Raw genomic sequence first — 20,236 nt, forward strand, 5'->3', positions numbered from 1 at the left:
GCTTGTCGGCCTCGATTTCTGCCCATTTTTTCGCCATCCCGCGGCGGGCACGACACCCCTCAGGACTCCTTCCTCAGATGTTCAAGAAACTCCGTGGCATGTTCTCCAACGACCTGTCCATCGACCTGGGCACGGCCAACACCCTCATCTACGTGCGCGGGCAGGGGATCGTGCTGAACGAGCCGTCGGTCGTGGCCGTGCGCCAGGACCGTGCCATCGGTGGCACCCGCTCGGTGGCAGCCGTTGGCGCCGAGGCCAAGCAGATGCTCGGCCGTACCCCGGGCCACATCACCACCATCCGCCCGATGAAGGACGGCGTCATCGCCGACTTCACCTACACCGAGGCGATGCTCAAGCACTTCATCAAGAAGGTGCACAAGTCGCGCGTGCTGCGCCCGAGCCCGCGCGTGCTGGTCTGCGTGCCGGCCGGTTCGACCCAGGTCGAGCGCCGCGCGATCAAGGAATCGGCCGAGGAAGCCGGTGCCCGTGACGTGTACCTGATCGAAGAGCCGATGGCTGCCGCGATCGGCGCCGGCATGCCGGTCACCGAAGCCCGTGGCTCGATGGTCATCGACATCGGCGGCGGCACCACCGAAGTGGCGGTGATCTCGCTCAACGGCATCGTCTATTCGGCCTCGGTCCGCATCGGCGGCGACCGCTTCGACGAATCCATCACCAACTACGTGCGCCGCAACCACGGCATGCTGATCGGTGAAGCCACCGCCGAGCGCATCAAGGTCGAGCTGGGTTGTGCCTACCCGCAGGCCGAGGTGCAGGAGCTGGAGATCTCCGGCCGCAACCTCGCCGAGGGCGTGCCGAAGATGATCAAGATCAGCTCCAACGAGGTGCTTGAAGCCCTGCACGAACCGCTGTCGGGCATCGTCAGCGCGGTCAAGCTGGCGCTGGAGCAGACCCCGCCGGAACTGTGTGCCGACGTTGCCGAGCGCGGCATCGTGCTGACCGGCGGCGGCGCCCTGCTGCGTGACCTGGACCGCCTGATCTCCGAGGAAACCGGCCTGCACGTGCAGGTGGCCGACGATCCGCTGACCTGTGTGGCCCGCGGTGGCGGTCGTGCGCTGGAACTGGTCGACATGCACGGCAACGAGTTCTTTGCGCCGGAATAAGCCGTCCCGGCCGTTCCTGCCCGCCGCGCCCTTCCGGGGTGCGGCCCGCCGCGATGGCGGGCCGGCACCGGCGGGGCGTCCGCGTGTTTCCCTTCCGCCTTCTGCCAGTTGAATCGTTGCCGTGCCGCCCTACGCCGGTCCTCCCGTTGCCTCCCGATCCGGTGATGCCGCCAGCCCCCTGCGGTTGCTGGCCTATCTTGCATTGGCCATCACACTGATCGTCCTTGACGATCAGGCGGGTTGGCTGGCGCGCCTGCGCGAGCAGGCCAACAGCCTGGTGCAGCCTGTGTGGGCACTGGCGGGTCTGCCCGGCAAGCTCGGCAACCAGGTCAAGGATTCCGCGGCCAGCCACACCCAGCTGGTCACCGAGAACCGTGAACTGCGCAACCAGCTGCTGCTGGCCAACGCGCGCCTGACCCGACTGCAGACCGCAGCGCTGGACAACGCCCAGCTGCGCGAACTGCTGAACGTGGCCGAGCGCAGTGGCCTGGACGTGCAGCTGGCGCCGATCCTGGATATCGACCTGGACCCGGTGAAGCAGCGCCTGGTGCTCGACGCCGGCAGCCGCGAAGGCGTGCATGTCGGGCAGGCGGTGATCGATGCCGGTGGCCTGATGGGGCAGGTGATCAGCGTCACCGGCGGTACCTCCACCGTGCTGCTGCTGACCGACCCCGACCACGCGGTGCCGGTCACCGTGGCCCGCAACGGCGTACGCCTGATCGTCTACGGTCGCGGCGACACGCTGGAGCTGCGCGACATCCCGCTCAGCGCGGGTGTGGAAGTGGGCGATGAGATCGTCACCTCCGGCCTCGGTGGCCGCTTCCCGGCCGGCTTCCCGGTCGGCACCATCACCGGCCTGCGCCCGGACGACACCCATGCCTTCCTGGTCGGCGAACTGAAGCCAGCCGCCCAGCTGGATCGTGGCCGTGATGTGCTGCTGCTGCGCCCCGGTGCGGCGATCCGCATTCCGCCGGAACTGCGCCTGCAGCTGGAAGAAACCACTCCGGGTGGCCCGGCCACCGGCGCCACCGTGCCTGCGGGAGCCGCGCCAGCGACAACAACGCCAGCTCCGGTCAGCTCCCCGGTAGTGCCCGCCGCTGGCCGGCAACAGCCCTCGTCGCAAACGAGGACTGTTGCCCCCGCATCCTCGCTTGATCCTGCTGCCCCGGTAGTGCCGGCCGCTGGCCGGCAACCGACCACGCCGGAGGCCCAGCGATGAGCCGCCTGCGCGACAACCCGTGGGTATTGCCGGCCAGCCTGGTCGTAGCCCTGCTGCTGGGCCTGCTGCCGTTGCCGGCGCTGCTGCAGCCGCTGCGCCCGTACTGGCTGGCGCTGGTGCTGGCGTACTGGGTGATCGAGACGCCCGAGCGCGTCGGCCTGGGCATCGCTTTCGCCAGCGGCGTGGTCGCCGACCTGCTGTACGGCGGCGTGCTCGGCGAACAGGCGCTGCGGCTGGTGATGCTGGCCTTCATCCTGCAGCGTTTCCGCGCCCGCATCCGCTTCTTCCCGATGTCGCAGCAGATGCTGGCCATCGGTGGCCTGTTGTTCAACGACCGCATCGTCAGCGCGCTGGTCCACATCCTGGTGGGCGAGCCGACCCTGCCGTGGTCGTACTGGTGGGCCCCGCTGTTGGGCATGGGCCTGTGGCCGCTGGTGTTCGTGCTGCTGGACGCGGTGCGCTTCGGCAAGCGCGGGCGCTGAGCCATGATCCCGCGTCGCCAGGTCAAGAATCCGCACGCTGAAGCCGAACAGTTCCGCCGCCGCGCGGCGCTGGGTTTCCTGGGCGTGCTGGTCTGCCTGCTGGGCCTGGGCGGCTGGTACTTCAAGCTGCAGGTGCTGGACCACGACGTCTACGCCACGCGCTCGGAAGCCAACCGCATCAAGCCGCGGCCGGTGGTGCCCGGGCGCGGCATGATCTACGACCGCAACGGCCGCCTGCTGGCCGAGAACGTGCCAGCGTTCCGCCTGGACGTGACCCCGGACAAGGTCAAGGACATGGACGCCACCCTCGAAGGGCTGGCGAAGATCATCAGCATCAGCCCGGAAGAGCTGGAAGCGTTCAACAAGTCGCGCAAGGCGCGCCGCAAGTTCCTGCCGGTCACGCTGAAGCTGCGCATGAGCGACGAGGAGATGGCGCGCTTCGCCGTCGACCGTTGGCGCTTCCCCGGCGTCGAGCTTGAGCCCTACCTGACCCGGCGCTACCCGTACGGCGACCTGTTCGCGCACATCATCGGCTACGTCGGCCGTGTCGACGACAAGGACCTGGAGATCCTCGGCGAAGGCAATGCCGCGCTGACCCACATCGGCAAGTCCGGCCTGGAGCGCTATTACGAGCAGCAGTTGCGCGGCAAGGTCGGCTACGAGCAGGTCGAAACCAACGTGCAGGGCCGTGCCATCCGCACCATCGGCCGGGTGGCCGCGCAGTCCGGCGCCGACCTGCGGCTGTCGATCGACGCGGACCTGCAGCGTGCCATGGTGGCCGCCTTCGGCGACCAGGAGGGCTCGGCAGTGGCGATGGACCCGCGTACCGGCGAGGTGCTGGCGATGGTCAGCCTGCCGTCCTACGACCCCAACCTGTTCGTCAACGGCATTTCCCATGCCGACTTCAAGGCGCTGAACGAGAACCCGTCGCGGCCGCAGTTCAACCGCCTGGTGCTCGGCGGCGTCGCTCCCGGTTCCACGCTGAAGCCGCTGATCGGCCTGGCCGGCCTGGACTCGGGCGTGCGCCGCCCGGAAGACAAGGTGCTGTCCACCGGCATGTTCTACCTGCCCGGCACCAGCCGTGGCTGGGGTGATGCGCATCGTGGCGGCCATGGCTGGACCGACCTGCGCAAGTCCATCGCCGAGTCGGTCAACACCTACTACTACAAGCTGGCGCTGGACCTGGGCATCGAGCGCTTCGACCATTACATGGAGTACTACGGCTTCGGCCAGCCGACCGGTATCGACCTCACCGGCGAAATCGGCGGCATCCTGCCGTCGCCGGCCTACAAGCGGAAGACCCGCAAGGAAGCCTGGTACCCCGGCGATACGGTCAACATCAGCATCGGCCAGGGCGACTGGAAGGTCACCCCGCTGCAGTTGGCGCGCGGCGTCAGCGCGCTGGCCGACGGGCAGCTGCGCACCCCGCACCTGGTGATCCAGCAGCGCGACGGCTTCGACAGCGACTGGACCGCGGCGCCGCCCGGCGAGAGCAAGCCGGTCAGCCCCAACCCCAACAACGTGCAGGCGGTGCGCGAGGGCATGATGGCGACCATGCGGCCGGGCGGCAGCGGCTGGCGTGTGGCGGTCGGTGCGCCGTACGTGATGGCCGGCAAGACCGGTACCGCGCAGGTCATCAGCCGCAAGGGCACCGCAGCGGTGAACCCGAAGAGCCTGCCCATGCACCTGCGCCACCGCGCGCTGTTCGTCGGCTTCGCGCCGGTCGAAAACCCGGTGATCGCGATCGCGGTGGCGGTGGAAGGCGGTGGCTATGGTGGTTCGGCTGCTGCGCCGATCGCCCGCAAGGTGTTCGATGCCTACCTGCTGGGCAAGATGCCCGAGGGCATGCAGCCGCTGGACAGCGAGCGTGGTACCACCGCCATCGGTGCCACCGCGTTCGACAACGAAGACGCCGGCGCACGCCAGTCCGGTGATCTGGCGGCCGCGCAGCTGGGCGAACACCCGGCGCAGGTGGGTGCCCCCACCCCCGAACCGGCCCCTGCGCCGCAGCCGGGCACGCCGGCCGCTGCCGCAGTGCCGGCCACGCCACGCCCGACGGTTGCGGAGCCCGCACGATGAAAGTGTTCCTGCGCTGGGCCGGCGACATGCTGCGCCGCTTCTTCAGCACGCTGGACTGGGTGTTGTGCCTGGCCCTGGGCGCGCTGATGGTGATCGGCCTGGCCACCTTGAAGAGTGCCGGTGGCGACGGCCTGGTGATGGCCCAGGGCGCGCGTTTCGCGGTGGGCATGGCTGCACTGTGGGGCATCTCGCGGGTGCCGATCCTGCGCATCCGCTCGGCCACGCCGATGATCTATGCGATCTCCATGATTCCGCTGCTGGCGGTGTTCGTGCTCGGCACCGGCAAGTACGGCCGGCAGTGGCTGGACCTGAAGTTCTTCTACCTGCAGCCGGCCGAGCTGCTGAAGGTCAGCCTGCCGATGATGGTGGCCTGGTACCTGCACAAGATGCCGCTGCCGCCGCGCTTCAACACCGTGCTCGTGGCCTTGATCATCATCGGCGTGCCGACCGGCCTGGTGATGTTGCAGCCCGACTTCGGTACCGGCGTGCTGATCGCCGCCAGTGGCGTGTTCGTACTGCTGCTGGCAGGCCTGCCGTGGTGGTGGGTCGGGCTGGGCGTGGGCGGCGTGGCTGCGGTCGCGCCGGTGGCCTGGTTCTGGCTGCTGCGGCCGTACCAGAAGGACCGCATCATGATGTTCCTGGACCCGGAGATGGATGCACTGGGGGCCGGCTGGAACATCATCCAGTCGAAGATCGCGATCGGGTCCGGTGGCTTCGATGGCAAGGGCTGGGGCGAGGGCTCGCAGTCGCACCTGAACTTCATTCCCGAACAGACCACCGACTTCGCGTTCTCGGTGCTGAGCGAGGAGTTCGGCTGGATGGGTGTGGCCCTGGTGCTGACCCTGTACCTGGTGGTGATCGGGCGTTGCCTGTGGATCGCCAGCCAGTCGCGCGATTCCTATTCGCGCCTGTTGGCCGGCGCTACCGGCCTGGCGTTCTTCGTCTATGTACTGGTGAACGGCGGGATGATTTCCGGCCTGCTGCCGGTGGTGGGCGTGCCGATGCCGCTGATCAGCTACGGCGGTACCTCGGCGGTGTCACTGCTGGCCGGCTTCGGCCTGGTGATGGCCGTACGCAGTCACAACCCGGTGCACGGCGGCTACGGCTAGCACCGGTCGCGCGCTTCGTCGCGCTTCCATCTGCTCGATTGCATCCGCTGTTCTGTAGAGTCGAGCACGGCTTGACTCTACAAGCGCACGCGCACCCTGACAGCTTCACGCAAGCACGCATTGCTACCGTGCCCACGTGGAATGGAAACGACTGCTTGGCGGCTGCCGTGAGGTGGCGCGCACGATCGATCTGCCATTGCTGATCGCGCTGCTGATCCTGATGGGCGCGGGCCTGGCGGTGCTGCACAGCGTGTCCGGTCCGGTGGCTGGGCAGGCGGCGCGTTTTGCCGGTGGCCTGGCGTCGATGTGGCTGCTGTCCCGCGTTTCGCTGCTGCGGCTGCGCGCGTGGACGCCGGCAATCTATGCGCTGTCGTTGCTGCCGCTGATGGCGGTGTATGTGATCGGTACAGGCAAGTACGGGCAGCGCTGGCTCAATCTCGGCGTGTTCTACCTGCAGCCGTCCGAACTGCTCAAGCTCAGCCTGCCGCTGATGATGGCCTGGTACCTGCATCGGCAACCGCTGCCACCGTCGCCGCGCACCGTACTGACCACCACCGTGCTGATCGGCGTACCCGCCGTGCTGATCCTGATGCAGCCCAACCTGGGCACCGCCACGCTGGTTACCGCAAGCGGCGTGTTCGCGCTGCTGTTGGCCGGATTGCACTGGGGCTGGGTGGCAACTGGCGCGACGGGCCTTGCCGTTGCCGCGCCGCTGGCCTGGTTCGGCCTGCTGCGGCAGTACCAGAAGGATCGCGTGCTGACCTTCCTTGATCCGTCGGCGGATCCGCTTGGCACCGGTTGGAACATCCTGCAGTCGCGCATCGCGATCGGCTCCGGTGGCTGGGACGGGCGTGGCTGGGGGCAGGGCACCCAGGCCGCGCTGGACTTCCTGCCTGAGTACACCACGGACTTCGCGTTCTCGGTGCTGGCCGAAGAGTTCGGCTGGATCGGCGTGGCCACCGTGTTTACGCTGTACCTGTTCGTGGTCGGCCGCTGCCTGTGGATCGCGGTGCACGCCCGCGACACGCACGCACGGTTGCTGGCCGGCAGCCTGGGCTTGGCGTTCTTCGTGTACGTACTGGTGAACGGTGGGATGATTTCCGGCCTGCTGCCGGTGGTGGGCATTCCGATGCCGTTGATCAGCTATGGCGGTACCTCGGCGGTGTCGCTGCTGGCGGGTATCGGGCTGGTGATGGCGGTGCGCGGGCACCGGCCCGTGCACGGGGGATAGGGTTTCCAGCCAACGGCGCAGCCCCTCGTGGGTGACCGCGCAAAGCAGTTCATGGGTGGGGCCGGGTAGATGGGCCGCGCAGGGGACGCTGCAAGTACATCCATGTAGCTCGGTCGCCGCATCCATGCGGCTCACGCCCCTGCGCAGCCCATCTACCCGGCCACGGACAGGTTCCGTGCGCGTCTACCCACAGAGAAGAAAGAGAAGATCAAAAGCAAAGGCGGCCTGGCGGGTCGCTTCATTGCCTTGTGTAGAGCCGATCCATGCTCGGCTCACGAGCAAGCGCAGCGTCGCGACCCGCTTTTGATCTTCTCTTTCTTCTCCGTGGGTGGCAGACCTCCGAAATCTGTCAGAGGCCGGTCGGGTTGGGTACGCGGGGGTGTCAGCCGCATGGATGCGGCTGCCAAGCCTCCAGGGACGGATTCACGGCGTCCCCCGCGTACCCAACCCGACCGGCCCACCCGCGGCTTCTGCTTTCCGCGACCACCCCAGACACCACCCACGAGGGGCTGCGCCGTTGGCTGGAAACTTCCTGACTCTGCGCAACGCTCGCTGTGGAAGCGTTCTCACAACGATGCAGGACAGCACACTCGCTGACCAAAGTCCGAAAAAAACGTTAGCTGGTTCACACTTTTACGCCGCGTTGATCTTGATCAATGGACTTGTCGTAATCGGCCTGCACAATGGCGGCCCGTTCGGCACGGCGCGCCGTCAATCGTTGCAGCGCGAGGGGGCGTCGGGCGGGAAGCAGTACTGATCCAACGGGTACAGGGAGCGCGGAGCACTGCCACTGGGGAGCGGCAGCCGCGCGGGTACCGACCGGATCCGGTCGCCGGTTGCGTCTGCGGGGATGGGGACGCAACCGGCAACCTCTATCTGAATGGGGAAGTGCGATCACGACGTCTTCACATTTCCCGCTGAACACGGGCAAATCGTTGTGATTCATGGTGTTAGGGGTTTTAATTCATCCATGACCTGCTAACCTGCGACGATGATTCGACGCACTCTGGCCTGCATGCTCACCCTCGGCCTGGTCGCCTGCGCGACCCAGCCGAAGTCCCCACCGTCTTCACCCCAGGCCAGCAGTACGCCGCGCCAGCCCGCCACCAAGGCCCATGGGCCGGCCGAGGCTGCACCCGAAGCAACTGCGGCTACCGCGCCGCCGGTCGATCTCACCCCGGTGCCGTTCGAGGTCGCGCGGGCCCGCTTCATTGCCGATACCGCCAAGCGCTATGGCCTGAAGCCGGAGCAGATCAGCAGCGTGCTCGACCAGGCGCAGGTGCGCCAGCCGATCATCGCCGCGATGTCGCGCCCGGCCGAGCGGGTCAAGCCGTGGAACGAATACCGGCCGATGTTCATCAGCAAGGCACGCATTGATGGCGGTCGCGCGTTCCTGGCCGAACACCGTGCCGAACTGGATCGCGTGCAGCAGCGCACCGGCGTGCCGGCCGAAGTGATCGTGGCGATCATCGGCGTGGAAACCAGTTACGGAAAGAATGCCGGCAGCCATCGCGTGCTCGATGCGCTGTACACGCTGGCGTTCTACTACCCACGCAGCGGCGACCCGGCCAAGCTCGAACGCGAAGTGCGCCGCGAGCTGTTCTTCCGCGATGAGCTGGCCAAGCTGTTCGAGCTGGGCCGCGAAGAAAAACTGGACATCACCACGCTCAAGGGCAGTTATGCCGGTGCGATGGGCATGGGCCAGTTCATGCCGTCCAGTTACCTCGATTACGCGGTGGACGGCAATGGTGATGGTCGACGCGACCTGTTCAACAGCTACGACGACGTGTTCTCCTCCATCGCCAACTACTTCGTGAAGAAGGGGGGCTGGGTGCGTGGTGGCCAGGTTGCGGTACCGGCCACGCTGGCCCCGGGCCGCGAGGAGTTCAACCCGACCGAATGGATGCCCACCTGGTCGCTGGCCGACCTCGCACAGCGCGGCTACCAGCCGAGCACGCCGGTGCAGCCGGGCGCCACCGCCACCCCGATCACCCTGGAAGGCAGCACCGGCAAGCAGTACTGGCTGGGCTTCCAGAACTACTACGCGATCACCCGCTACAACCTCTCGAAGATGTACGCGATGGCCGTGTTCCAGCTGTCCCAGGCCATCGCCGGACAGGAGCTGCCCCCGGCATGAACATCAGATGGTTGGTCCCGAGCTTGATCGTCTTCGCGCTGGCGGCCTGCAGCAGCGCGCCGAAGCAGCCGGCCACGGCCGGCCATGGTGGCAAGTCCAGCGGGACGGTGGTGCAGGGCCGTGGTTCGCGACCGGCGCACTGCCCGGAAGGTTCGCCGTATGCAGCGGCCAAGGAAGACCTCAGCACCCGCGGCAATTACACCGCTGGTGGCCTGTACAAACCAGGCGTGCGTGACAGCACGCCCGACTACATTCCCAACGTGGCCTGCATCCCCGAGCCGGAAGTGACCGCCGAGGAACGTTCGGCCATCGGCAACAAGTCGCCGTACGTGGTGCTGGGCAAGTCGTACAAGGTGCTCGACGACACCCATGACTACGTCGAGCGCGGCACCGCGTCGTACTACGGGGCCAAGTTCCATGGCCGCCTGACCTCCAACCGCGAGGTCTACGACATGTACCAGTTCACTGCCGCGCACAAGACGCTGCCGCTGCCCAGCTTCGCCCGCGTGACCAACCTGGACAACGGCGAGTCGGTGATCGTGCGTGTCAATGATCGTGGCCCGTTCCATGACGGCCGCGTGGTCGATCTCAGCTATGCCGCCGCCGTGCGCCTGGGCATCACCCAACGCGGTACCGGCAATGTCGAGGTGCGCGCGCTGCAACCGGGCGAGAGCAACCTGATGGCGCAGAAGCCGTCGCGTCGCGAGCGTCGCGCGGCTGAAGCGGCCGCCGCCACCGCGGTGGCCAGTGCGCGCCCGGCGCCGCCACGTGCTTCCACCGACAGTGATATCGATCGCCTGGTCAACCGCTTGCCGACCGATGGCGCCCCGGCGCGCGGCCAGCCGGCCACCACCCGGGGCGTGGCCAGCACCGCGCCGGATGTGGCGGTCAGCAGCCTGCCGCCAATCGCGCCGGTGGTGCGCAACTCCGCGCCGGCTCCGGCCGTTGTCGCCAGCACGGCCCCGCGCGCGGTGGCACCGGCACCGGCACCGGTGCGTGCCGCCGCGGCGGCGCCGAGCCTGTCGCAGCAGATGGTCGGCGCGGTGATGGTGCAGGTCGCCAGCTTCTCCAACCGCGACAACGCCAACCGCGCGATGGGCCAGCTCAGTGCCGCCGGCATCGTCGGCGCGACCATCAGCGACATCGCCGCCGGTGGCCGCACCCTGTTCCGCCTGCGTGTTCCGGCAAGCGACCATGCCAGTGCGGCGGAACTTGTCGGTCGCATCGCCGGTCTGGGCCTGGGTTCGCCGCAGATCGTCAAGGACTGATCCGCCCGGGCCGGTGCTGCCGGCCCATGCTCCCCCGGCCTTACAATGGCCGTTACGTTCCACCCTCCATTCCCGGCCGTCCCCTGGAGCCTGCTGTCCAATGAATTTCCGTTCCGCCGCCACCGCCCTGGCCGCCACCCTGGTGGTGGGCCTGGCTTCCGCCCAGACGCCGCTGCCGACTCCGGCCACGCCGGCGCCCGCCGCCGCCGCCGCCCCGGCCACCGTCGCCACTCCGCCGGCCCCGGCGCCAAGCGTGTCCAAGGCCTGGGTGCTGATGGATTACGCCACCGGCCAGGTGCTGGCTGGTGAAAACATCCACGAGCAGCTGGCCCCGGCCAGCATCACCAAGGTGATGACGTCCTACGTGATCGCCGCCGAGGTCAAGAACGGCAAGGTCCGTGCGGATGACCAGGTGATGATGAGCGAGCGCGCCTGGCGCGAAGGTGGCGCCGGCACCGATGGCAGCTACAGCGGATTCCCGGTCAACCAGACCGCGCGCCTGGAAGACATGGAAAAGGGCATGGCGATCCAGTCCGGCAATGATGCCGCGATCGCCTTGGCCGAACATGTGGCTGGCAGCGAAGAGGCCTTTGCCTCGCTGATGAACAGCTACGCCGCCAAGATCGGCATGAAGGACTCGCACTTCGTCAACGCCCATGGCCTGACCGCGCAGGGCCACCACAGCACCGCCTACGATCTGGCGCTGCTGGGCCGCGCGATGGTCCGCGATTACCCGGAAACCTACGCGTACAACAAGATCAAGGAATTCCAGGTCGGCAACATCAAGCAGCCGAACCGCAACCTGCTGCTGTGGCGCGATGGCAGCGTGGACGGCATCAAGACCGGCCACACCTCCGAGGCGGGCTACTGCCTGATGAGCTCGGCCCAGCGTGGCGACCAGCGCCTGATCGCGGTGGTGCTGGGCGGTGCGTCGGAGAAGCAGCGTGCCGATGACAGCCTGGCCCTGCTGAACTGGGGCTTCCGCTTCTTCGAGACCCACCGCCTCTACGAGCCGGGCAAGGCCGTGGCCGAGCACAAGGTCTGGAAGGGCACCACCGACAAGGTGCAGCTGGGCGTGGCCCAGCCGATGCTGGTCAGCGTGCCGCGCGGCCGCTACAACGACCTGAAGCCGAGCATCGACGTGCCCAAGACCCTGGAAGCACCGTTCACCGCCGGCCAGCAGATCGGTACCGTGAAGGTCACCCTGGATGGCAAGGTCATCGCCGAGGCACCGCTGGTGGCCGTGGCCGCCGTCGAGCAGGCCGGCTTCTTCAAGCGCCTGTGGGACAGCTTCTGGATGTGGTGGGAATCGGAATGATCCACGCCCTGGCGTGGTGAAGGAAAAGGCCGGCGAATGCCGGCCTTTTCCGTTTCGGGATGCCGGCTCCGCATGATTCCCGCCGGATATGGGTAGTGCCGGCCGCTGGCCGGCTCCCCATGGACCCATCCGGATGTGGGTAGTGCCGGCCGCTGGCCGGCTCCTCATGGACCCATCCGGATGTGCCGGCAGCCGGCCAGCGGCCGGCACTACCCTCAGCCCCTCGCTTACAGCGAGCCATGCAATAACCGGTGTGCCGACCAACGGTCGGCACCTACCCGCTTCACCCTCAGCCCCTCGCTTACAGCGAGCGGCTGATGGTGAAGCTGCCGAACACCGGTGCTTCGCGCTGGCCGTTGAACTCGCGCGTGCTGTGGTAGCGCGCCGCGGCGAACTTCCAGCGCCCGTACATCACGGCCACGCCGTAGCCGCCGTAGGCCACCACATGGCGCTTGTCCACGCTGTGACTGTTGCGGAACGTGTTGCCATCCAGCGTGATGTCGCGGATCACCCAGGCAGCGTCCGAGGTCGCGAACAGGTGCCAGGACCAGCCATTGGGACGGCCGCTGCGGGTCGGCGCAGTGTTCTCGCCGGCCGGGCGCAACGGCGTGCTGCCGAAGTCGTCCGGCAGCTTCCAGCCGAAGCGCACTTCACCGCCGAGGTTGGCCTTGGTTTCCAGGTTGCCGATCGACCCGCCGTAGTGGCTGATCGCGTCCCAACCCCAGCCGTCGGCATTGACGCTGGCATCGCCGGGCCAGCGGCGCATGCGCTCATGGGTGAGCATGAACAGCGGCTCGTTGTGCAGCTGGTTGTCCCAGCCCTTGAATTTCTCGTCGCCCAGCACTTCGTGCACGGCATTCTGCACCTGCTTGCCCTGTGCCCACGGGCCGACCACGCCCAGCGTCAGCTGGGTGGTCTGCAGGCGGTCGCCGCTGCGCGCATTGAAACCGAAGTTTGCGATCAGTACGCCGGCGTAAGGACGGTCGTCCTCGATCAGGTCCCTGCGGCTGAAATCGGTCGGGGTGAAGATGCCCTGGCCGATGCTGAAGATCATGTTCTGCTGTTCGAACCTGCCCGGATGCAGCCCTTCCAGGTACTGGTTCACCCAGCGCGCCATGCGCGGCAGGCAGGGGTCGTCGGTGTAGTCGACCAGATTGGGCGAGACCAGGGTCAACAGCGCCCCGTTGGTGTAGCCCTGGTCCTGGTGGCGGCCACCAAACAGGTCGTTGTCGACGCGGAAGTTGATCTGCGGCGGGTGGTCGCGCATCGCGTCCGGGCCACATTGTTCGGCCGCCTGGGCGGCAAGGGGGAGGGCAGAGGCCAGCAGGCCGGCCAGCCCCAAGGCTGCGACACTACGCATGGATGGAATGCTCATGGGGAAGGGGACGGTTTTCAGTCGTTGTATGCAACGCTACGGTACTCGCGCCCGCGCGGCGGAACGAGCACGTTCGAATCACTTGTCTGTTCCGAAAACAACATTGTCCAGCGGACACAATTTGTTACCCGCGCAAGCGCCGCGGGTCTGGTGTGAAGGTGACCACTGGCCGCCATACGATGCCTGGGCCAGTGCGTGACAGCAGATTGCAGTCAGCTGCCGTTGGGCTTTCGCCCCGCGCCTCTGGGTGCTCTGCAACGCAGCAGGCCGCCGGTGCCGTCTTTGACGTTGATGAATACTCTTGGGTTTGTTGCCCTGCGGCCCGATAATGGGTCCATGGAAATCAAGTCCGACAACCCCGACCACGGCTTCCAGTTCCCCGGCCAGTTCGAGCTCAGCGCCATGGGCCCGGCCAACCGCGGCCTGGAACATGAGCTCCCCCGCCTGCTGCTGGCTGCCGGCATCGATGTCGTCAATGAACGCATCAGCTGGAAGCATTCCTCCAACGGCAAGTACGTGTCCGTCCGCATCGTGTTCAAGGCTGAGAGCCGCGAACAGTACGACCTGGCGCACCAGGCGCTGCGCGACCACCCGGAAGTGAAGTGGACGCTGTAGCCGACAGCTGCCCGGCTGAAGCCGCCCCCGAGGACCGCGCGCCGCGTCCGGCGCTGGTGCGTGACCTTGGCCGCCAGGCGTACGAGCCGGTGTGGCGCGCCATGCAGCGCTTCACCGACCAGCGCAGCGACACCGATGCCGACGAATTGTGGGTGGTCGAACACGACCCGGTGTTCACCCTGGGCCAGGCCGGCAAGGATGAGCATGTGCTGGCGCCGGGCGATATCCCGGTGCTGCATGTGGACCGTGGCGGCCAGGTGACCTATCACGGCCCCGGCCAGATCGTGGTCTACCCGCTGCTGCGCCTGCCGCGCCTGGGCATCGGTGTGCGCGATTACGTGTGCCGCATCGAGCAGGCCATCATCGATACGCTGGGCGAGTGGAACATCGGTGCCGAACGCCGCGAGGGCGCCCCGGGCGTCTATGTCGGCGGCGCCAAGATCGCTGCCCTCGGCATCCGCGTGCGTCGCGGCTGCACCTTCCACGGGCTGGCCTTCAATGTGGCCATGGACCTGGAACCCTTCCACCGCATCAATCCCTGTGGCTATCAGGGGTTGCAGGTGACCTCGGTGGTAGACTTGGGCGGTCCCTCCGGGATGGAGGCCGTCAAGCCGGTGCTGCTGGACCACCTGGCCCGCCAGTTCGGCCTGCTGCTGCAGCACACCCCCGAACTGCCCGATCTTTCTGCGGCCGCCTGACCGCCCCCGGAACTGCCATGACTGAAACCACCGCCCGTTCCATTCCCCTGCAGATCGTGCAGGGCGACTCCCCGTCCGCCGCGCCGTTGCAGGCCGGGGTCAAGCAGCTGGGCGGTGACAAGATCAACCGCTCGCCGGTGCAGTTCGCCGACGCGCCGGTGCTGCGCAAACCGTCCTGGATCCGCGTGCGCATTCCTTCGGGCAATGCCGTGCAGAACCTGAAGGCCAAGCTGCGCGAAAACCGCCTGGTGACCGTGTGCGAGGAAGCCAGCTGCCCGAACATCCACGAGTGCTTCGGCCACGGCACCGCCACCTTCATGATCCTGGGCGAGGTCTGCACCCGCCGCTGCTCGTTCTGCGACGTGGCCCACGGCCGCCCGAAGCCGCCGGATGCCAACGAACCGGCCAGCCTCGGCCAGACCGTGGCCGACATGGGCCTGAAGTACGTGGTGGTGACCAGCGTCGACCGCGATGACCTGCGCGACGGTGGTGCCCAGCACTTCGTCGACTGCATCACCGCCATTCGCGAGAAGTCGCCGGGCACCCGCATCGAAGTGCTGACCCCGGACTTCCGTGGCAAGGGCCGCATGGAGCGCGCGCTGGAGATCCTGGCGCAGAACCCGCCGGATGTGTTCAACCACAACATCGAGACCGTGCCGGACCTGTACCGCAACGTGCGCCCGGGTGCGGACTACCAGTGGTCGCTGAACCTGCTGAAGAACTTCAAGGCGCAGCATCCGGACGTGCCGACCAAGAGCGGCATCATGCTCGGCCTGGGCGAGGACTTCGAACAGATCAAGGCCACCCTGCGCGACCTGCGCGCACACGACGTGGACATGATCACCATCGGCCAGTACCTGCAGCCGACCGCACACCACCACCCGGTGCTGAAGTACTGGACCCCGGAAGACTACAAGGCGCTGGAGGACTACGGCTACGAGCTGGGCTTCAGCCATGTTGCTTCCGGCCCGATGGTGCGCTCGTCGTATCACGCCGACGTGCAGGCCAAGGGCGCCGGCGTCTCCTGAGGTGGGTGCGGACCTCCTCACTGGTGGGTGCGGACCGTTGGTCCGCACGCTTCCGCCGGGCATGGCCCGGCGCTACCGGTAGCTGCTGACCTCTTCCCGGGTGGGTGCGGACCGTTGGTCCGCACGCCTTCGCCTGCATTCACAATTTGCTACACCGGCCCGGCTAGGCTGGTTTTCCACCGAGCGCGGCCGGGTGACAAACCCGGCAACTTTCGGCACTGTCGTGGTGTCTTAACACCCCGCAGTCTTCCCCTTGGCAAGGCGCCTTCGAGCACGTCAATGAAATTCAAAGCCCCCGCATTCCTGATGGCCCTGGCGCTGGTCGCGCCACTGGCGTTGGCGGCCAAGGCCGACTCGCCCGCATTGCCCGCGGCGGCCACCGCCGACCAGGTGACCACCTCCAAGCTGGTGTACGGCCTGCTGTCCGACAGCCGCTACGCCTATCGCCCGCGCGCGCTGGACGAGGCCACCTCCAAGGACGTGTTCAAGCGCTATCTGGAAACGCTTGACGGCGGCAAGCAGTACTTCACCCAGGCCGACGTGGCGCGCTTCGCACCGTTCGAGGCCAACATCGCCTCGGCCATCCGGGGCGGCGAGCTGGAGCCGGCGTTCCAGGTGTTCGCCGTCTACAAGCAGCGCGTCGGCGAGCGCGTGGCGTACGCGCGCAAGCTGCTCAAGCAGGAGCCGGACTTCACCACCGACGAGCGCTTCGAGTACGACCGCAAGAAGGTGCCGTGGGCGGCCAGCAGTGCCGAGCTCGATGAGCTGTGGCGCAAGTCGGTGAAGAACGATTGGCTGCGCCTGAAGCTGGCCGGCAAGAAGCCGGATGACATCCGCAAGACGCTGGACAAGCGCTACGCGACGCTGGAGAAGTCGGTCAATGAACTGAAGGGCGAAGACGTCTTCCAGTTCTTCATGAATTCGTACACCAGTGCCGTTGACCCGCACACGGATTACTTCACCCCGCGCACCGCCGAGAACTTCAACCAGGCGATGTCGCTGTCGCTGGAAGGCATCGGTGCGCAGCTGCAGCGCCAGGACGATGTGGTGGTCATCCGCGAGATCATTGCTGGTGGCCCGGCCGCGGTGGATGGCACGCTGAAGCCGGGTGACCGCATCGTCGGCGTTGGCCAGGGCAAGTCCGGCCTGGTCGAGGACGTGATCGGCTGGCGCATCGACGATGTCGTGGCCAAGATCCGCGGCGCCAAGGACACCCAGGTCAAGCTGGAATTCATCCCGGCTGCCGAAGGCGCCGATGGCAAGCACCACACCCTGGTGCTGACCCGCCAGAAGGTGCGCCTGGCCGAACAGGCCGCCAAGGGCGAGACCATGACCATCCCGGCTGCCAACGGCGAGCCGGCACGCAGGATCGGTGTGATCAAGCTGCCGACCTTCTACCAGGACTTCGAAGGCCGTCGCCGCAATGCCGCCGACTACGCCTCGGCCACCCGCGACGTGGCCAAGCTGCTGGCCGGCTTCAAGAACGACAAGCTCGACGGCGTGGTGCTGGACCTGCGCAACAACGGCGGTGGTTCGCTGGATGAAGCGATCGAACTGACCGGCCTGTTCATCGAACAGGGGCCGGTGGTGCAAGTGCGCGAATCCGGTGGCCGCGTCACCGTCAACAGCGACCGCAACCAGGGCGTGGCGTGGGACGGCCCGCTGGCGGTGCTGATCAACCGTGGTTCGGCCTCGGCCTCGGAGATCTTCGCCGGTGCCATCCAGGACTACGGTCGCGGCCTGGTGATCGGTGAAACCAGCTTCGGCAAGGGCACCGTACAGAACATCGTCGACCTTGACCGCTGGCCGAGCGGCGAGACCCAGCGCTTCGGCCAGGTCAAGCTGACCATTGCCCAGTTCTTCCGCATCAGCGGCAGCAGCACCCAGCACAAGGGCGTGGTGCCGGACCTGGCCTTCCCGGCCAGCGTCGATGCCACCGAGTTCGGCGAGAGCACCTACGACAACGCACTGCCGTGGACCCGCATCGCCGCCGTGCCGCACACCCAGTACGGCAACTTCGCGCCGTTGCTGCCGAAGCTGGAAACCCGTCACGACGCGCGCATCGCCACCGACAAGGAGTTCCAGTGGTGGAACGAGGACGTGCAGCAGTTCCGCACCGAAGCGGCGAAGAAGTACATCTCGCTCAACGAGGCGACCCGTCGCGCTGAGCGCGAGCGCCAGGATACCCAGCGCAAGGAGCGCCAGGTGCAGCGCAAGGAGCTGGGCCTGGCCCTGGACCCGCTGGCCGATGACAGCAGCGATGACGGCCTGACCGGCAACGAGCGCGACATCGTCAAGGATGCCGCGCGCGAGAAGGCTGCCGAAAAGCGCCCGGACCCGCTGCTGCGCGAGTCAGCCTGGATCCTGGCCGACGCGGTGAACCTGCTGGCCAACGACCGCCCGCTGTCGGCGCAGGTGCTGCCGCAGTCCACCGGTGCCGGCCGCTGGGCGGACTGAGCCGGCGACGGCATGTGATACCCGAGGGGCCGGCATTGCCGGCCCTTCTCCGTTTGGGGGACCTCGTTCACGGTAGCGCCGTGCCATGCGTGGCGGGGCGAAGTGCCACAAACGACTTAATCCCCTCCGTCCCCTTTTCCGTGCATGAACCGGCAGCAACGGCGGGGGCTGGCGGGCGTACTTTCGACCTGCCGCACACGGCCGCAGGACTACCCTTGGCGGTACCGTCCTCGCAGGAGTACCCATGCGGGCCTCCCGTCTTTCCAGTGTTGCCGTGGCGCTCGCCAGCGCCCTGATCCTGTCGGCCTGTGGTGGCCGCGCTGCTGACAGCACGTTGCTTCGCGAATCCTTTGATTCCGGCGACACCTTCTCGCGCACCGTCGATGGCCGTCCCGGTGACGCCTGCGAGGCCGCACGGCGCACCCTGCTCAGCCAGGGCTATGCCATCGCCCGTTCCGACGCGGCGCAGGTGGAAGGCAACAAGAACTTCCAGCCGCGCGAGGACGATCACGAGCAGCTGGTGCTGCGTATTTCCTGCGCACCGCGCGGGAGCCAGACACTGGTATTCGTCAGTGCCGTGCAGGATCGCTATGCGTTGAAGAAGAGTCCGACCTCGGCAAGTGTTGGCGTCGGTGCGCTCGGATCTGTATCGCTGCCGTTCGGCAGCAATGACGACTCGCTGGTGAAAGTGGCCAGCAGCACGGTTACCGATGCTGAGTTCTATCGTCGCTTCTTCCAGCGCCTGCAGCAGTACCTTCCGGCGGAGGCAGGCAAGCCCGTTCCGCCCGTGGCCACAACCCCGGAGCCCGCACCGGCGAGCACGGACCAGGATTGAACGTGCGCGGCAGATGGATGGGTGTGGCCCTGCTGCTGCCCGCGCTGGGCGCAGCAGCCACGCCGCTGGACTGTACACAAGGCCTGCTGCAGCGCCTGGGGTGGCACTTCGAAACACGCGCGATCGGTGCACCGCAGGTGCATGGTGGCCCTGTGTGCACCCGCGCGTCGCTGCCGGAGGCTCAGGCGGCAGGCGATCTGCGCGTGCAATGGCCGGCGGACATGCCCGCTGCAGCGCGCAAGGCGTTGCTGCAGCAGGTGCTGGACGACCCGGCTACGGTTTGCGCCTACGCCTTCCAGCTGGGTGCAGCCACGCAACGTGCCGCTGCTGCACTGCAGGGCAATGCAGGATTCCGCTTCTCTGGCCTGCAGCTCGGTTGGATCGGCTTCGGCCTGCACGGCGAACAGGCGCAAGGCTGGCAGCGCACGCGAAGCTTCGGCCGTGGTTTCGTGCCCATTACGGGCAACAGCCAGGCGCTGCAGGCGTTCTACAGCGGCAATGTGCGCGCCGAATGTGGAGTCGGTCGCCAGGTCGCACAACTGGCCACACAGCGCGAGCTGTATGGCGATGCGGCCTTCGACGCTGGATTCTCCGCAGAAGAACTGTCGATCGGTACGTTCCTCGCGCTGCACGATACCGACAGCATCCTGCTTGGCGCACACGCCGGTGACTACTTCGCCGATGGCAAGGCGGTGCGCACCTCGGCGATGGGCCGCCAAGCCTTCGTCGGTGTGCCTGGTTTCATCGAACATGTGTACGACAAGGGCACGCTGGACGACCTGAGCAACCAGGCCGAAAACTTCGTGGTGGTGTCGGTGGGCGAGGAGGCCGCGCAGGCGTTGGCCGCGCACGGCGGCCTTGCCTGGTACGACCAGCGCAATGCCGAGCTGTGGGCGCTGGCGCAGGACATCCCGCGTATCGGCCGGCGCTACTTCGAACGCCTGTTGTTCGAGCGCGACCCGGACCTTCGTGCACGGCTGGAACCGCGCTACCACGCCACGCTGGCACGCATGGACCGCCTGCTGGACGATCCGTTCTACCAGCAGTTCGTGATCTATGTGCATCCGCGCGGTATACGTCCCATCGGCTACCACATCGCCCGCCTGCTTGACCGCAACCCGCGAACCCCCTTTTCGATCGACCTGGCGGTGCACAATCTGCATACCACGCTCTACCGGCGTTGGCGCGAGGCGCAGCTGCGCCACTGCGCGGCTACCGGCAGGCCAGGCAGCCTGACCCTAGACCCCAACTGAAGGTGAAA

Annotated in this window: 16 protein-coding genes; 15 read left to right on the forward strand and 1 reads right to left on the reverse strand. The window is 67.2% G+C overall.

Annotated features, from left to right (window positions below):
• The first annotated feature begins 77 nt into the window (after positions 1 to 77).
• The 9 genes from AC5P78_RS03875 (at position 78) to AC5P78_RS03915 (ending at position 11,967) form a co-directional block, all read left to right on the forward strand.
• Positions 78 to 1,124 carry a rod shape-determining protein gene (locus tag AC5P78_RS03875; protein WP_005411077.1) on the forward strand — a complete coding sequence of 349 codons (1,047 nt, stop codon included), beginning with the start codon at positions 78 to 80 and terminating at the stop codon, positions 1,122 to 1,124.
• A 121-nt stretch (positions 1,125 to 1,245) separates the two neighbouring features.
• Positions 1,246 to 2,343 (forward strand): rod shape-determining protein MreC, encoded by a 1,098-nt coding sequence (mreC, locus tag AC5P78_RS03880; protein WP_005411076.1) that lies wholly within the window; start codon positions 1,246 to 1,248, stop codon positions 2,341 to 2,343.
• Positions 2,340 to 2,825 carry a rod shape-determining protein MreD gene (gene mreD / locus AC5P78_RS03885; protein WP_005411075.1) on the forward strand — a complete coding sequence of 162 codons (486 nt, stop codon included), beginning with the start codon at positions 2,340 to 2,342 and terminating at the stop codon, positions 2,823 to 2,825. The genes mreC and mreD overlap by 4 nt, the downstream gene beginning before the upstream one ends.
• A 3-nt stretch (positions 2,826 to 2,828) precedes the next feature.
• A complete protein-coding gene (gene mrdA, locus AC5P78_RS03890; protein WP_012481293.1) occupies positions 2,829 to 4,904 on the forward strand; it encodes a penicillin-binding protein 2 in 2,076 nt (691 codons plus the stop codon).
• Positions 4,901 to 6,013 carry a rod shape-determining protein RodA gene (gene rodA, locus AC5P78_RS03895; RefSeq protein WP_005411073.1) on the forward strand — a complete coding sequence of 371 codons (1,113 nt, stop codon included), beginning with the start codon at positions 4,901 to 4,903 and terminating at the stop codon, positions 6,011 to 6,013. Before mrdA ends, rodA (AC5P78_RS03895) begins: the two co-directional genes overlap by 4 nt.
• Positions 6,014 to 6,149: 136 nt before the next feature.
• Positions 6,150 to 7,244, forward strand: coding sequence for a rod shape-determining protein RodA (gene rodA / locus AC5P78_RS03900; RefSeq protein ID WP_059035456.1), 1,095 nt, complete (start codon positions 6,150 to 6,152; stop codon positions 7,242 to 7,244).
• A 991-nt stretch (positions 7,245 to 8,235) separates the two neighbouring features.
• Positions 8,236 to 9,381, forward strand: coding sequence for a lytic murein transglycosylase B (gene mltB, locus AC5P78_RS03905; RefSeq protein ID WP_012481291.1), 1,146 nt, complete (start codon positions 8,236 to 8,238; stop codon positions 9,379 to 9,381).
• A complete protein-coding gene (locus AC5P78_RS03910) occupies positions 9,378 to 10,649 on the forward strand; it encodes a septal ring lytic transglycosylase RlpA family protein (protein WP_111117669.1) in 1,272 nt (423 codons plus the stop codon). Before mltB ends, AC5P78_RS03910 begins: the two co-directional genes overlap by 4 nt.
• A 100-nt stretch (positions 10,650 to 10,749) precedes the next feature.
• Entirely contained in the window at positions 10,750 to 11,967 is a 1,218-nt protein-coding gene (locus AC5P78_RS03915) for a D-alanyl-D-alanine carboxypeptidase family protein (RefSeq protein WP_005411069.1), read from the forward strand.
• 301 nt (positions 11,968 to 12,268) lie between these two features.
• Here AC5P78_RS03915 and AC5P78_RS03920 read toward each other — a convergent pair whose 3' ends face one another.
• A complete protein-coding gene (locus AC5P78_RS03920) occupies positions 12,269 to 13,327 on the reverse strand; it encodes a lipid A deacylase LpxR family protein (RefSeq protein ID WP_080354109.1) in 1,059 nt (352 codons plus the stop codon).
• A gap of 351 nt (positions 13,328 to 13,678) precedes the next feature.
• On the opposite strand from AC5P78_RS03920, the gene AC5P78_RS03925 reads away from it, so the two are divergent.
• The 6 genes from AC5P78_RS03925 (at position 13,679) to AC5P78_RS03950 (ending at position 20,228) form a co-directional block, all read left to right on the forward strand.
• Positions 13,679 to 13,957: a YbeD family protein gene (locus AC5P78_RS03925; RefSeq protein ID WP_005411067.1), complete on the forward strand. Its 279-nt coding sequence runs from the start codon at positions 13,679 to 13,681 to the stop codon at positions 13,955 to 13,957.
• A complete protein-coding gene (gene lipB / locus AC5P78_RS03930; RefSeq protein ID WP_005411066.1) occupies positions 13,945 to 14,655 on the forward strand; it encodes a lipoyl(octanoyl) transferase LipB in 711 nt (236 codons plus the stop codon). Before AC5P78_RS03925 ends, lipB begins: the two co-directional genes overlap by 13 nt.
• 17 nt (positions 14,656 to 14,672) lie before the next feature.
• Positions 14,673 to 15,683, forward strand: a complete 1,011-nt coding sequence (lipA, locus tag AC5P78_RS03935) for a lipoyl synthase (protein WP_005411065.1) — start codon at positions 14,673 to 14,675, stop codon at positions 15,681 to 15,683.
• A 279-nt stretch (positions 15,684 to 15,962) separates the two neighbouring features.
• Entirely contained in the window at positions 15,963 to 18,140 is a 2,178-nt protein-coding gene (locus AC5P78_RS03940) for a carboxy terminal-processing peptidase (protein WP_308310008.1), read from the forward strand.
• Between the two features lie 244 nt (positions 18,141 to 18,384).
• The gene (locus AC5P78_RS03945; RefSeq protein ID WP_005411063.1) at positions 18,385 to 18,975 is read left to right on the forward strand and encodes a DUF2242 domain-containing protein; all 591 of its coding nucleotides are present in this window, start codon (positions 18,385 to 18,387) and stop codon (positions 18,973 to 18,975) included.
• A 17-nt stretch (positions 18,976 to 18,992) separates the two neighbouring features.
• A complete protein-coding gene (locus AC5P78_RS03950) occupies positions 18,993 to 20,228 on the forward strand; it encodes a hypothetical protein (protein ID WP_062605621.1) in 1,236 nt (411 codons plus the stop codon).
• Positions 20,229 to 20,236 lie beyond the last annotated feature (8 nt).

Source organism: Stenotrophomonas sp. YJH_SMC_133, from assembly GCF_059370655.1.

Bases quoted from the DNA above. Each gene is read 5' to 3' on its own strand.
- AC5P78_RS03875 (WP_005411077.1), top strand. From the start codon at position 78: ATGTTCAAGAAACTCCGTGGCATGTTCTCCAACGACCTGTCCATCGAC.
- mreD (WP_005411075.1), top strand. From the start codon at position 2,340: ATGAGCCGCCTGCGCGACAACCCGTGGGTATTGCCGGCCAGCCTGGTC.
- mrdA (WP_012481293.1), top strand. From the start codon at position 2,829: ATGATCCCGCGTCGCCAGGTCAAGAATCCGCACGCTGAAGCCGAACAG.
- rodA (WP_005411073.1), top strand. From the start codon at position 4,901: ATGAAAGTGTTCCTGCGCTGGGCCGGCGACATGCTGCGCCGCTTCTTC.
- mltB (WP_012481291.1), top strand. From the start codon at position 8,236: ATGATTCGACGCACTCTGGCCTGCATGCTCACCCTCGGCCTGGTCGCC.
- AC5P78_RS03910 (WP_111117669.1), top strand. From the start codon at position 9,378: ATGAACATCAGATGGTTGGTCCCGAGCTTGATCGTCTTCGCGCTGGCG.
- AC5P78_RS03915 (WP_005411069.1), top strand. From the start codon at position 10,750: ATGAATTTCCGTTCCGCCGCCACCGCCCTGGCCGCCACCCTGGTGGTG.
- AC5P78_RS03920 (WP_080354109.1), bottom strand. From the start codon at position 13,327: ATGCGTAGTGTCGCAGCCTTGGGGCTGGCCGGCCTGCTGGCCTCTGCC.
- AC5P78_RS03925 (WP_005411067.1), top strand. From the start codon at position 13,679: ATGGAAATCAAGTCCGACAACCCCGACCACGGCTTCCAGTTCCCCGGC.
- lipA (WP_005411065.1), top strand. From the start codon at position 14,673: ATGACTGAAACCACCGCCCGTTCCATTCCCCTGCAGATCGTGCAGGGC.
- AC5P78_RS03940 (WP_308310008.1), top strand. From the start codon at position 15,963: ATGAAATTCAAAGCCCCCGCATTCCTGATGGCCCTGGCGCTGGTCGCG.
- AC5P78_RS03945 (WP_005411063.1), top strand. From the start codon at position 18,385: ATGCGGGCCTCCCGTCTTTCCAGTGTTGCCGTGGCGCTCGCCAGCGCC.
- AC5P78_RS03950 (WP_062605621.1), top strand. From the start codon at position 18,993: ATGGGTGTGGCCCTGCTGCTGCCCGCGCTGGGCGCAGCAGCCACGCCG.